The following is a 12,255-nucleotide window of genomic DNA, read 5'->3' on the forward strand; positions in this document are numbered from 1 at the left end:
CTATTCCTTCTCTTTGGTCATGTAGTGCATGAGGGTTTCCTGGGATGCTTCGGCGATGGGCACCTCGCCGGTGATATGGCCGGCGGACAGGGTATAGATCCTGTCGCAGATACCGAGGAGTTCGGGCAGCTCCGAGGAGATGACAATGACAGCTTTTCCCTCCGCCGCGAGCTTGGCGATGATCGTGTAGATCTCGAACTTGGCGCCGACGTCGATCCCGCGAGTGGGTTCATCGAGGATCAGCACGTCCGGGTCCGAGAACATCCACTTGCTCAGCACTACTTTCTGCTGGTTTCCGCCGGAGAGTTTGCCGGTGATGGCAGCTACGGAGGGTGCCTTGATGTTCATGCTCTTGCGGTAGCCGTTGGCCACCACCGTTTCGCGGTTTTTGTCCACCCATCCGCCCTTGACCAGCTTGCGGAGCGCGGCCATGGAGATGTTCCGCTGGATATCCTCGATGAGGTTCAGGCCGTAGTGCTTCCGGTCTTCGGTGGCGTAGGCGATCCCGTGCCCGATCGCCTGGGACACCGTGGAGGTGTTGATTTCCTTGCCGTACTTGTACACCTTCCCGGACATCGCCGTGCCGTACGTGCGCCCAAAAACGCTCATGGCCAGCTCGGTCCGGCCCGCTCCCATCAGGCCGGCGAGGCCCACCACTTCGCCCTTGCGTACGTTGAGGCTGGCGTTGTGCACCACCATGCGTGTGTGGTCCTGCGGATGCCTGACCGACCAGTCCTCGATCCGCAGGACTTCCTCCCCGATTTTCGGGTCCCGGTCCGGGTAGAGGCTTTCCAGGTCCCGGCCCACCATGCCGCGGATGATCCGTTCCTGGGTGATCTGGCCTTCGTCGAGCCGGAGCGTCTCGATGGTTTTGCCGTCACGGATGATGGTGACGGCGTCCGCGACCTTGCGGATTTCGTTGAGTTTGTGGCTGATGATGATGCTGGTGATGCCCTGGCCCTTCAGGTGCAGGATCAGGTCCAGGAGGTGGCCGGAGTCCTCGTCGTTGAGCGCCGCTGTGGGCTCGTCCAGGATGAGGAGCTTGACCTCCTTCGAGAGCGCCTTGGCGATCTCCACCAGCTGCTGCTTGCCCACGCTGATGTGCTGGACCGGTGTGATGGGGTTTTCGCTCAGTCCCACCCTGGCCAGCAGTTTGGCGGCCTCCAGGTTGGTCTTCCGCCAGTCCACCCAGCCGTTTTTGGCCTGCTCGTTTCCAAGGTAGATGTTTTCGGCGATCGAGAGGTAGGGGCTCAGGGCGAGCTCCTGATGGATGATGACGATGCCGCGCTTCTCGCTGTCGTTGATGCTGGCGAAGTTGCAGGGCTCGTTTTCGAAGAGGATGTCCCCGTCGAAGGAGTTGTGCGGGTAGACCCCGGACAGGACTTTCATCAGGGTGGACTTGCCCGCCCCGTTCTCGCCGCAAATGGCGTGGACCTCGCCACGGTTCACGTCCAGGGTGACATCCTGCAGGGCTTTCACGCCCGGAAAGGTTTTAGTGATTCCTCGCATTTGAAGAATGGGTGTGTTCATCGTCAATTCCCACTGACTGGTTGGAAAACTGGACCGGCCTGCGGCTGCAGGGGCCTACGGGAAGGGGTTGCGGCCAGGCCGTGCGGCCTCGCCGCAACCCCGCAAGAAGCGTTACTTGACGTCGGCGTCGGTGTAGTAACCGGAGTCGATGAGTTCCTTCTTGTAGTTTTCCGCAGTGATGATCACGGACTTGAGCAGGTAGGCCGGAACCACCTTGACCTTGTTGTTGTAGGTCTTGGTGTCGTTGACCTCCGGCTCCTGGCCCTTCAGCAGGGCGTCGACCATCTTCACTGCCTGGGCACCCAGCTGGCGGGTGTCCTTGAAGATGGTGGAGTACTGCTCACCGGCGATGATGGACTTAACCGAGCCCTTCTCAGCGTCCTGGCCCGTGACAACCGGCAGGTCGCCCTTGGCGTAGCCGCCGGTGCTGGTCAGTGCGGAGATGATGCCGATGGAGAGGCCGTCATAGGGGGAGAGCACACCGTCAAGCTTGGTCCCGGAACTGTAGGCCGCGGTGAGGACGTCCTCCATCCGCTTCTGGGCAACAGGGGCCTGCCAGCGCAGGATGGCTGCCTGCTCGAACTTGGTCTGGCCACTGGGGACCTTGAGGGTTCCGGCGTCCAGGTACGGCTTGAGCGTGTCCATGGCGCCGGTCCAGAAGAAGTTGGCGTTGTTGTCATCCGGGCTGCCGGCGAAAAGCTCAACATTGAACGGGCCCTTGCCCTCCACCTTCTTGCCGGCGGCATCAACCAGGCCCAGGCCTGTCAGCAGGGACGTTGCCTGCTGCACGCCCACCGTGTAGTTATCGAACGTGGTGTAGAAATCAACGTTCGGGGTGCCGTTGATCAGGCGGTCGTAGGCGATGACCTTGACGTTCTGTTCCTTCGCCTTGGCCAGCACATCGGTCAGGGTGGTGCCGTCGATGGCGGCGATAATGAGCGCCTTGGCGCCCTTGGTCAGCATGTTCTCGATCTGCGATACCTGCGTCGGGATGTCGTCGTTGGCGAACTGCAGGTCAGTCTTGTAACCAAGTCCCTTCAGGGACTTTTCCACGTTTCCGCCATCGGCGATCCAACGCTCGGACGTCTGGGTGGGCATCGAAATACCCACGAGGGATTCACTGGGATTCGCAGTGGCGTCCGGGGTGGCTGTTCCGCCCCGGCTTCCGCACCCTGTGGCACCCACAGTGACTGCGAGGACGACGGCGACGGCGCCCAGGAATTTCCTAATTCTCACGATTTCTCCTCCCGCGGAAGCTTGTCCGCGAAGTGGTGCTGGGTCGGCAGGCGTCTGCGCCTGCCGGTAGAGCTTTACTGCCTAGATGTGCAGGGCCCGAGCCCTGGACATCTGAAGAGCTGCCAACAGGCAGGCGCGGAGTTCAATGTTTTGTTAGCGCTAACACAAAATGCTACTGCAGGGTAATCTGTGAGTCAAGTCACGTTTTAGTCAGGAGTGGACGCCGTGTCCAGCCGGAACTCCGCACGGCCGTGGCGCACGCCGTTGATCTGGAGCTCGAGGGCGTGCATTCCCGGGTGGTGGACCCGGGTGGTCATCGGCCGGAAGGCGTGGCGCTTGGCCAGCAGCCTGGTCTCGCCCGCGCCAAGCGTCAGGGCCGTGAGCTTGAAAATCTTCACGGACTGGCTGCCGTTGGCCTTGCGGTAGTGGACCGCGTAGTCTACCGCCAGCCGGGCATCGCCGGTGCCGGTGTTGGAAATCTCGAATTCGAAGCCGAGGTCTTGGGGCATGGCCACCACGTCCCGGTCCAGCCGGAGTCCGGTGACTGCCACCGACGCCGGCACGAACCCCTGGAGCGCCAGCGCCCCGGGGTGGGCCTTCTTGACCAGGGTCCGGAGGCCGTGCCTGACCACCCACGCAGTGTTGGCGTCCGGCGCGCCCAGCCAGCCGGCCGCCGTCGACACCACAACGTCCGGCGCGTGGCGGGCGAGGTCGTTGAGGTGGTTGGCCACAGACCGCCGGACATATTCGGAGGGGTCACGGTACAGGGCATCGAGGATGGGGAGGGTCGCCCATGGCCGCTGGACCAGGGCCGGGACCCGGACAGCCCAGGGGAGATAGGCCCGGGTCCCTTCGGTTGCCAGGCGGCGGACATGCTCATCGGGGTGTTCCGTCCACGCCAGGATGGCCTGCAGCGCCGCGTCCGGATCACGGGCGAGCAGTCGCCGGATGGCAAACTCGCCCGTCAGCCGGGGAGTCAGTTCAGCCAGGAGGGCCAGGCAGTCTTTGAAGTCCGAAACGGTGCCCGATTCGAGAGCCAGGGTGACGGCTGCCTCGGATACGGGCCACAGGACCCAGCCAGTAAAGCCGGGGTTGTCCAGCGCGCGGCGGAAGATGCCGGCCGCCGTCGCATATCCGGGACGCGGCAGTCGCTTCAGGTCGTCCACCAGCGCTCCGCTGATGTGGTCGGTGCGTCCGCGCAGGCTGAGCCCGTCCAGCGTTGTGCCGGCGACAGCGAGGGCCGGCCACTGGGCGCCCGGTGCCGCTGCGGTCAGAATGTCAGCCAGCGCCTTTACGGCGTGCCTGTTGATCAGCTCGTTCATCGCACCCATTCCGTCAGGCTACAGCGGGGCGCTGATTCGCGAGGAACCGGTGCGAACGTTTGGCAGGCGGGGCCGCCAACCAATCGTGGAAGAACGGGGATAATCTTCACCTTAGGAAAGTGTTCAACGGCGCAGGGACGGAATACACGTGGGACAGCAGTCAGGACAGGGAACATCAGGCAAGACGCCGAACTGGTGGAGTACGTTCCATGACAAGTTCGTTGTGGAGGAACGTTTCATGGAACCGGAGGCACGCAAGGCACTCTATCGCTGGGCGGTGATCCTCATCGGAGTCGGTGCCGTGTTGTTCCTCGCGACCCTGGTGGGCGTTGTGCAAAGCAACACCGCACCGTGGGGACCCGACGAGCCCATCCGGGACTGGCTGCTGTCGGTCCGTTCGGAGTTGCTCACTGTCGTGATGATCTTCCTGGCTGTGCTGTTCGGGCCTGTCGCCCTGCCCATTATCGTCCTTGTGGTGACCGTGGTCTGGGGGTTTGCGGCCAAGCATGCATGGCGCCCCCTTGTCCTGGCGGGTGCCATGATCACCGGCGTCGTGGCCTCCCAGATCATCCTGCAGATCATCAAGAGGGCCCGCCCGCCTGTGGAGCTGATGCTGTTCGGCGCGGACCACACATTTTCGTTCCCCTCCGGGCACGTCCTCGGAGCCTGTGACTTCCTGCTGGTGGGCACATTCCTGATTTTCTCGCGGCGCGAGAATACCCGTTCTGCCGTTCTCGGGTTTGTGGGCGCCGGCGTCGGCATCGTGCTGGCCGCACTGAGCAGGCTGTACCTGGGATACCACTGGCTCAGTGATGCCCTGGCATCCCTCTCCCTCTCGCTGGTCATCCTCGGCGCGGTCATCGCCCTCGACACGTGGCGCACCGCCCGGATTCCCGGCGAACGGATCACGGGCGAACTCTCCAAAGCCGACGCGCCGGGCGACTAGCTGTGGCATCCGAGGCGGACGTGCGGAGAATGTGCCTGGCGCTGCCAGGCGTTTCGGAGCGGAGCAGCTGGGGCCAGCCGGCGTGGTTCGCCAAGACCCTGATGGCGCGCATCTGGGAAGAAGGTGTGCTCACCGTCAAGACGGACGAGCGGGAGGCGCTGGCCGGCACAGAGCCCGACACGTACTTCTGGACACCGCACCACGAACGCTCACCGCAGCTGGTGCTGGTCCGCCTCGACCGGATCGGAACCGACGAGCTCGGGGAACTGCTGGACGAGTCGTACCGGCTGGCTGGCGGCCGCGGGGCCTGACCGCCGCCGCTGCGGCAGCGTTTCCGGGCGGGACAGGCTATGCGTCCGGGTGCGACCGGGCGCGCCGGAGGGCGCGGTACAGCCTGGCATTGGCTGCCTCCAGTTCCAAAACCTTTGCCACACCGGCCAGGTTCAACCCCTGTTCAAGCAGTTCCCCGATGTGCAGGAGGACGGCAATGTCAGCGTCGCTGTACTGCCGTGTGCCGCCGGCTGTCCGGACCGGCGTCAGCAGCCCCCGCGTTTCGTACAGGCGGATGTTCTGCTGGCCCGTGCCCGTCAACCGGGCGGCCACGGAGATGGCGTAAAGCGCCTGCGCGGCCCCCTGGCGGGGGGTTTGGCCGGGTCCTGGCTCTGCCATGTCTGCTCCAAAAATTATTGCCCAAAAATCCTGGACTGGTCCCTTGCCTCAGTTTGCCACGGGTGCTATAAAAAATCTATATCCACCACCATAGATTACGGCGGTGGGTAGGCACCTATAACCAACAACTGCGTGCAGAAGGAGTGGGAAATGATGTTGATGCGTACGGACCCGTTCCGTGAGCTGGACCGGCTGACCCAGCAGGTCTTTGGAACCGCAGCCCGGCCGGCGGCCATGCCGATGGATGCCTGGCAGGAAGACGGCGAATTTGTGGTGGCGTTCGACCTCCCGGGCGTTAGCGTGGACTCCGTGGACCTGAACGTTGAGCGAAACGTCCTGACGGTCCGGGCTGAGCGGCTTGACCCGACGCAGCCCAACGTTGAACTCGTGGCCTCAGAACGGCCCCGCGGCGTGTTCAGCCGCCAGCTGATCCTGGGCGACACCCTGGATGCTGACAGTATCAAGGCCAGTTACGACCAAGGCGTCCTGACCTTGAGGATCCCCGTTGCCGAGCAGGCCAAGCCGCGCAGGATCGAGATCGAAACCAAGGGGCAGTTGCACGAGATCGGAAGCTAACCGTCGCAGGACCTCCGCCACATGGGCCGGGCGCGGGCAGGGAACGCACTGCCTGCGCCCGCCACTTCGAACCCGCCGTTCGAACGGGCGGCAGGCATGGATTCTCAAAGCAGGGGCTGGCCGGATATGGACAAACCGGACACAAGAACCGTGGTCAGGGCTGACCTGCAGGACCACTATGCAGCCTTGCGGGTGGAGTCCTCGGCCAGCCAGCAGGAGATCGCCCGCGCCTACCGTGCTTTGATGCGCAAGCTCCATCCCGACGTCGACGGCGGCAGTCCCGCCGGGAGCCCGGCAAAGGACAGCCCGGCTGAACCGGGCCGGACCGAGGGAAAGCCGCTGCACAGCAGGATGAGCTGTTGGGCATCATGCAGGCGTTCGCCGTCCTCCGGGACCCCGTCCGGCGGGAGGCCTACGACCAAGCCGTTGCCCACCTGCAGGCCAGTGCCCGTCCGGAGGCGGAACCGCAAAGCATCCCCGTCCGGCACGTCCCCAGCCGCACGAGCCGCACGAGCCGCACGATCAGGATCACCCCGGTGCGCTGGGAAAGCGGACCGTGGGCATGACCCCGCCCAATCCCAAGGAGGAGCACCACTATGAGCGAGTGGCGCCGCTACGATTCACATCTGATCCCCGCCTTCCACGAGCGCTTCGAACAGCGCTGGGGCCAGGGCACTGCACCGTTCCTCGATCCGGAGGCGCATGAGGAACCTGTACCCCGGGCCCAGTGGATCAACCCGTCCACCGGTGCGGCGCTTGCGGTAGTGCCGGTGTGGGCGGCGGACGACGGCCAGCAGCGGTCCTTTGGGGTGTTCTACCTGCCGCCCGGCGGCGACATCTGGGTGCTCCGTCCCGGATACACGGGGTACCTCGAGCCTGCCGACGGCGACACCGAGCACCTGGTCACGCTCCGGAACGACGCCTACCGCAAGGCAGTAGCCCATGCCAAGGAGTTCCTCTTCGGCTCACAGTGAGCCGGTGGCCTGCGTGAAACCGGGACCTGTGTAGCTCCGCCCGACGACGCCCGCCCCGGGAAATCCCGGCCTCCCGTCAGGCGGTGCTCCCGCCGCGTCCGGGCCGCTGCCCAGCAGGCTCCGGGTGAGGGCTTCGGCGTCGGCCATCAGGTCCTCCACCGCGGCATCGAGGTGCGCGTCGGACACCGGTGCATCTTCCAGCGCAGCGGCGACCACAGCCCGGCGGACCAGTTCACGGGCGAAGGAAGCAGTGGTGCCTTCGGTCCGTTCCGCGGCGGCACGCAGCGCCTCGGGTGAAAAATTCACGAGTCGGCCGTACAGCTCGAGCAACCGGATCCGTTCATCGTGTGCGGGGAGCGGGATCTCGACGGCCAGGTCCACACGGCCAGGGCGCTGGGCCAGGGCCCGCTCCAGCATGTCCGGCCGGTTGGTGGTCAGGACAAACGCTACGTCGGCGTCGTTGTCGAGGCCGTCCATGGCGTCCAGCACCTCAAACAGCAGCGGCTGCGGACCATGCCCGAAGCTCCGGTCCTCGGCGATCAGGTCGCAGTCCTCCAGCACCACAATGGACGGCTGCAGCGCCCGGGCCATGCGTGCCGCGTCAGAGATTCTCGCGAGCGAACCGCCCGAGAGGAGGATCGCCGTCGAACCTTCACTCTTGCTCAGCAGGTGACGCACGGTGTGTGTCTTGCCCGTTCCGGGCCGGCCGTAGAGCAGGATGCCGCGCTTGAGGTGCTGTCCGTGGTCCTTGAGCGAGGTGCGGTGGGTGGCGATCCCCACGGTGTGGTCGGCCACCTTCTGCAGCAGTCCGGCTGGCAGGATGACGTCCGACGCCGGCAGGCTGGGCCGGTGGTGGAAGGTCACCCCTGCGGTGCTGGGTCCGTATTCGGACATCACGAGGGAGATGACCTGGCCCTTGAGGACGCTGTTACTGTCCATCCGGTGCCGGAACTCCGCCAGGAACCCGGTTGCGGTATCCCGTCCGGCGGCGAGGACTTCCAGGGAAGCGGCCTGGCGCCCGGACCTCGGATCAGCATCACGCTGCAATACCGCAAGCGGGTTGCCGGCGAAGCTGAAAAGCCAGAGGCCCAGCGCCACAGCCTGGCGGTGGGTGTCCGGTCCCACCGCCAGGTTGGCATAGTCGGGCTGGGCGAGCGGAAACTGCGGAAAGAGCTGAGACTGCTGGACCATGTCGCTCAGCGACTGGTGGTGCCGCTGGCCGCCGCCGCCGATGCCCACCAGCCGGCCGGCAGGGTCCTGCCCAACGAGCTCCGCCATCACAATGTCGGCGTCGACAAAACGGTGCGGCGGGATGTTCTCCACCACAACGGAAAGTTCCGCGGCCGGCACGCCAAGATGCTCAGTCAGTGCTTGAAGCAGTTGTTGACCGGCCTGCTGCCGGTGGTTTCCGGACTGCGCAAGCTGGACCAGCGCAGCAAAATCATCGATGAACTTCCCCAGTTTTTCATCCATCCCCAGACCCTAGCAGGAGGCCCCGGATTGCTACTCGTCAGCCGCCCGGCCGTGTGCCATTCTGAGGGGTACAGTTTCCGATCCCAGCTAAGGAAGTTGGCACTACCGTGCATATCACCGCCAAGGACTTGGCAGCGCTCATCCCGTCCGGATTCACCCTGGGCGTGGCCACCGCGGCCTTCCAGATCGAGGGTGCGTTGGAGGAAGATGGCCGCGGCCCGGCAGGATGGGATGTTTTCGCGTCCAAACCGGGAGCCATTGTTGAGGACCACAGCCCGGCCATCGCCTGCGACCACTACCACCGGATGCCCGACGACGTCGCCCTGATGAAGCAATTGGGCGTGGACTCCTACCGCTTCTCCCTCGCCTGGCCGCGGATCCAGCCCACCGGCAGCGGAACCGTGAACCGTGCGGGACTGGATTTCTACGACCGTCTCATCGATGAATTGCTGGCCAACGGGATTTCGCCCATGGCCACCCTCTACCACTGGGATACCCCGAAAGCGCTGGACGACGCCGGCGGCTGGATGAACCGCGACACCGCGTACCGGCTCGGGGAGTTCGCCGCGATCGCCGCGGAAGCCTTCGGCGACAGGGTGGCGCGCTGGGCCACCATCAACGAGCCTGCCACGGTCACCACCAATGGCTACACCCTGGGGCTGCATTCGCCCGGTGAGTCCCTCATGCTCGGTGCTTTCCCCACCGTGCACCACCAGCTGCTGGGCCACGGCCTCGCTGTGCAGGCTTTGCGGGCCGCCGGCGTTCCCGGCGAGATCGGCATGACCAACGTCTACTCACCGATGGTCCCCAACTCCATCAACCCGCTGGACAAGATCAGCGCCGGCCTGATGGACCTTGCCCAGAACCGGCTGTACGCGGACCCGGTCCTGCTGGGCAAGTACCCGGACCTCATCCGCGCCGCGAAGATCTTCAGCTCCTTCGACCACCCGGAAGAGGACATGGAGATCATTTCCCAGCCGCTGGATTACTACGGGCTGAATTACTACATGCCCACCAAGGTGGCCGTCGGTCCGGGGAAGGGTGCGGTTCCGGAGAGCATGGCGGAGGCCATGGGCAGCGACCTCAGCGCGATGGGCAACGGCGGCACCCCCTTCCACGTCGAGCCCTGGCCCGAAGCGGACGTCACCGCCTACGGCTGGCCCGTCAAGTCCGAATACATGGGTGTCGCGCTGAAGGAAATGGCGGAGCGCTACCCGAACCTGCCGCCCGTGATCATCACCGAGGGCGGGGCGAGCTTCGAAGACATCATCGTCCGCGACAAGTCCACCAACACGACGTTCATCCCGGACGAACGTCGCCTGAAATACCTCTCGGACCACCTGGAGGCGGCGCTCAAAGCCACAGCCCCGGGCGGGGAGGCCGAATCAGTGGACCTGCGCGGCTACTACGTCTGGTCGCTGATGGACAACTTCGAGTGGTCCGCAGGCTACAACCAGCCGTTCGGCCTGCTCCACGTGGACTTCGAGACCCTTGAACGCACGCCCAAGGCGTCCTACTTCTGGTTCCAGGAACTCCTCGAGGAACGGAACCTGGTGGCTGCGGCCGGGACCGTCGTAGCGAAGGCTGCCGGACCGGAACCGGCCGTGACGGAGGAGAACGACGACGTGTCCACCCTGGGTGCCACCGCGTAAGGACGGCGGGACCAGAGTCCGGCGAGCTGGAGTCCGGTGGGCTAGAGGAGGTCCAGGGACTTGAGCTGCTTGGCCATCCCGGCGCCGTCAGTGGAGTAGATCCACGGGACTGCCGACGCGCTGTGATCCCCGTCTTCGGAGTGCCCGCCCGCAAACACGGCCTCGCTGACGGAAAGCTGCCGGATGGCAATGGCGGCAACCTTATCCGCGTGCTCCTGGGCGAAGCCTGAGTAGATCTGTTCGTCGTGCTGGCCGTTGTCGCCGATCAGGAGCCAGCGCATGTCCGGGAACTCCTTAGCGAGGCGTTCGAGGTTGCGGTGCTTATGCTCCTGCCCGCTGCGGAACCACCTGTCCTGGGTCAGTCCCCAGTCGGTGAGCAGCAGGGCGCCGGCGGGGTACATGTTGCGGCCCAGGAAACGCGCCAGCGTGGGTGCTGCATTCCACGGCCCGGTGGACAGATAGATCACGGGTGCTTCCGGATGCTCGACGGTGAGCCTGTCCATCAGGACCGCCATCCCGGGTGTGGCCATCCGGGCCCTCTCGCTGAGGACAAACGTGTTCCACAACGCGAGGAACGGGCGGGGCAGGGCCGTGACCATCACGGTGTCGTCAATATCGGACACGATGCCGAAGGTGGTGTCCGGTGCGATCACCTGGATCAGCGCCTCCACCGGCTCTGTCCCTTCGGCGCGCAGGACGGCAGTGTGCCAGCCGGGGGACAGCCGGATGTCCACCACGGTGTCGATCAGGCCGCCGCGGTCTGCCTTCACCGTGGTCACGACGTCTCCGATGGTGACTTCCACGTTGGTGAACTGCACGGGGACGCTGGTAAAAGCCCGCCAGCCGCGGACGTTCTGCGTACCGTTGCGGGCAGCATGTTCGGCACGGCTGCCGGGTGCCGGCTCCTTGGCAAGCAGCACGCGGCCCAGAACCCGCACCCACTCAGTGGATCCGTAACCCTGGTACGCGATGGTTTTCGGCACGAAGTTCCAGCGTTTTGCCAGCTGCAGGCGGACACCGTTAACGCCGTCGGAGAGCCGGTGAGCCAGCCGGAATGCGCGGTTGCCGGCCAATGAAGTTTTCTGCGGGGCCCTGTCCATGCCTCCACTCTGCCACAGGCGCTGCGGCGAACGCCCAGCGTGACTTCAGCCGGCGCCCAGGATCCAGCGCAGCGTGTCGGCATTCCGCACGGCATTCCCGCCGCCGTCGTTATTGAAGTATACAAACACGTCCCGCCCGCCGGCCGCCCATTCCCGGATGCGGTCAGCCCACCAGCCCAGGTCCGCGTCGGAATAGGAGCCGCCGTAGAGGTGCTGGTGGTCCGGGCCGTGCAGCCTGACGTACACAAAGGGCGCCGTGGCGCGGAGGATGCACGGCAGGTTGGCGCCGCTCATGATGCAGTACGCGGCCCCGTGCCGCTCCAGAAGCCCGTATACGTCCGGGTGGTCCCAGCTGGGGTGCCGGACCTCCACGGCCACGCGGATCCAGCGCGGTACTTTGGCGAGGAAGTATTCCAGCCGGGCGTCATCCCTGGCCTGCTGCGGCGGGAGCTGGACCAGCAGCACCGCCCGTTTATCGCCGAGTTCATGCCAGCACCGGGAGATCCGTTCCAGCCAGACCTCCGGCGCATACAGTTTTTTGCCGTGCGTCAGCCCGCGCGGGGCCTTGACCGACATGGCGAAGCCGTCGGGAAGCCGCCGCCGCCAGCTGGCGAAGGAGGTGTCCCTGGGCCAGCGGTAGAAACTCGCGTTGAGTTCCACCGTGCCGAACCGGGAGACATACTGCTGAAGCCTGTCCCGAACGGGCAGCCCCGGCGGGTACAGTACGTTATCCCAATGGTCATAGCTCCAGCCTGACGTTCCAATGTGGATGGCCAT

13 protein-coding genes and 1 pseudogene are annotated in these 12,255 nt (G+C 65.1%); 7 read left to right on the forward strand and 7 right to left on the reverse strand.

Annotation, left to right across the window (positions count from 1 at the left end):
- The 3 genes from mmsA to EYS21_RS21060 all read right to left on the reverse strand — a co-directional run bounded on the left by mmsA (position 1) and on the right by EYS21_RS21060 (position 4,097).
- Entirely contained in the window at positions 1–1,530 is a 1,530-nt protein-coding gene (gene mmsA / locus EYS21_RS21050) for a multiple monosaccharide ABC transporter ATP-binding protein (protein ID WP_131135197.1), read from the reverse strand.
- A 111-nt stretch (positions 1,531–1,641) separates the two neighbouring features.
- Positions 1,642–2,766, reverse strand: coding sequence for a multiple monosaccharide ABC transporter substrate-binding protein (gene chvE / locus EYS21_RS21055; RefSeq protein ID WP_207307844.1), 1,125 nt, complete (start codon positions 2,764–2,766; stop codon positions 1,642–1,644).
- A gap of 206 nt (positions 2,767–2,972) precedes the next feature.
- Positions 2,973–4,097, reverse strand: a complete 1,125-nt coding sequence (locus EYS21_RS21060; RefSeq protein ID WP_131135199.1) for a DNA alkylation repair protein — start codon at positions 4,095–4,097, stop codon at positions 2,973–2,975.
- 139 nt (positions 4,098–4,236) lie between these two features.
- Between EYS21_RS21060 and EYS21_RS21065 the strand changes: the two genes are divergently transcribed.
- A complete protein-coding gene (locus EYS21_RS21065) occupies positions 4,237–5,034 on the forward strand; it encodes a phosphatase PAP2 family protein (RefSeq protein ID WP_242633546.1) in 798 nt (265 codons plus the stop codon).
- Between the two features lie 2 nt (positions 5,035–5,036).
- The gene (locus EYS21_RS21070) at positions 5,037–5,345 is read left to right on the forward strand and encodes an MmcQ/YjbR family DNA-binding protein (protein WP_131135200.1); all 309 of its coding nucleotides are present in this window, start codon (positions 5,037–5,039) and stop codon (positions 5,343–5,345) included.
- 37 nt (positions 5,346–5,382) lie between these two features.
- Here the strand turns inward: EYS21_RS21070 and EYS21_RS21075 are convergent, their stop codons facing one another.
- On the reverse strand, positions 5,383–5,703 hold the full coding sequence (locus EYS21_RS21075) for a MerR family transcriptional regulator (RefSeq protein ID WP_131135201.1): 321 nt from the start codon (positions 5,701–5,703) through the stop codon (positions 5,383–5,385).
- Between the two features lie 153 nt (positions 5,704–5,856).
- Here EYS21_RS21075 and EYS21_RS21080 point away from each other — a divergent pair, with 153 nt between their 5' ends.
- The 4 genes and pseudogenes from EYS21_RS21080 to EYS21_RS21090 all read left to right on the forward strand — a co-directional run bounded on the left by EYS21_RS21080 (position 5,857) and on the right by EYS21_RS21090 (position 7,253).
- Complete coding sequence (locus EYS21_RS21080; protein WP_131135232.1) at positions 5,857–6,279, forward strand: Hsp20 family protein; 423 nt, start codon at positions 5,857–5,859, stop codon at positions 6,277–6,279.
- A 126-nt stretch (positions 6,280–6,405) separates the two neighbouring features.
- Positions 6,406–6,509, forward strand: a pseudogene (locus EYS21_RS23840) (hypothetical protein); the annotation flags it as partial.
- Positions 6,510–6,638: 129 nt separating this feature from the next.
- The gene (locus EYS21_RS23845) at positions 6,639–6,845 is read left to right on the forward strand and encodes a hypothetical protein (protein WP_242633547.1); all 207 of its coding nucleotides are present in this window, start codon (positions 6,639–6,641) and stop codon (positions 6,843–6,845) included.
- A 30-nt stretch (positions 6,846–6,875) separates the two neighbouring features.
- Positions 6,876–7,253 (forward strand): hypothetical protein, encoded by a 378-nt coding sequence (locus EYS21_RS21090; RefSeq protein WP_131135202.1) that lies wholly within the window; start codon positions 6,876–6,878, stop codon positions 7,251–7,253.
- Here the strand turns inward: EYS21_RS21090 and EYS21_RS21095 are convergent.
- Entirely contained in the window at positions 7,245–8,726 is a 1,482-nt protein-coding gene (locus EYS21_RS21095; protein WP_131135203.1) for an ATP-binding protein, read from the reverse strand. The genes EYS21_RS21090 and EYS21_RS21095 overlap by 9 nt on opposite strands.
- A gap of 107 nt (positions 8,727–8,833) precedes the next feature.
- On the opposite strand from EYS21_RS21095, the gene EYS21_RS21100 reads away from it, so the two are divergent.
- Positions 8,834–10,378, forward strand: coding sequence for a family 1 glycosylhydrolase (locus EYS21_RS21100; protein WP_131135204.1), 1,545 nt, complete (start codon positions 8,834–8,836; stop codon positions 10,376–10,378).
- 41 nt (positions 10,379–10,419) lie between these two features.
- On the opposite strand, the gene EYS21_RS21105 is transcribed toward EYS21_RS21100, so the two are convergent.
- Both EYS21_RS21105 and EYS21_RS21110 read right to left on the reverse strand, forming a co-directional pair.
- Entirely contained in the window at positions 10,420–11,478 is a 1,059-nt protein-coding gene (locus EYS21_RS21105; protein WP_131135205.1) for a phosphatase domain-containing protein, read from the reverse strand.
- 45 nt (positions 11,479–11,523) lie between these two features.
- A complete protein-coding gene (locus tag EYS21_RS21110; RefSeq protein ID WP_131135206.1) occupies positions 11,524–12,255 on the reverse strand; it encodes a DUF72 domain-containing protein in 732 nt (243 codons plus the stop codon).

This window comes from Arthrobacter sp. S39 (genome assembly GCF_004320525.1).
Lineage (GTDB): Bacteria > Actinomycetota > Actinomycetes > Actinomycetales > Micrococcaceae > Arthrobacter.

Coding starts and splice junctions, on each gene's coding strand:
- mmsA (WP_131135197.1), bottom strand. CDS start 1,530: ATGAACACACCCATTCTTCAAATGCGAGGAATCACTAAAACCTTTCCG.
- EYS21_RS21060 (WP_131135199.1), bottom strand. CDS start 4,097: ATGGGTGCGATGAACGAGCTGATCAACAGGCACGCCGTAAAGGCGCTG.
- EYS21_RS21075 (WP_131135201.1), bottom strand. CDS start 5,703: ATGGCAGAGCCAGGACCCGGCCAAACCCCCCGCCAGGGGGCCGCGCAG.
- EYS21_RS21080 (WP_131135232.1), top strand. CDS start 5,857: ATGTTGATGCGTACGGACCCGTTCCGTGAGCTGGACCGGCTGACCCAG.
- EYS21_RS21090 (WP_131135202.1), top strand. CDS start 6,876: ATGAGCGAGTGGCGCCGCTACGATTCACATCTGATCCCCGCCTTCCAC.
- EYS21_RS21095 (WP_131135203.1), bottom strand. CDS start 8,726: ATGGATGAAAAACTGGGGAAGTTCATCGATGATTTTGCTGCGCTGGTC.
- EYS21_RS21105 (WP_131135205.1), bottom strand. CDS start 11,478: ATGGACAGGGCCCCGCAGAAAACTTCATTGGCCGGCAACCGCGCATTC.
- EYS21_RS21110 (WP_131135206.1), bottom strand. CDS start 12,255: ATGGCCATCCACATTGGAACGTCAGGCTGGAGCTATGACCATTGGGAT.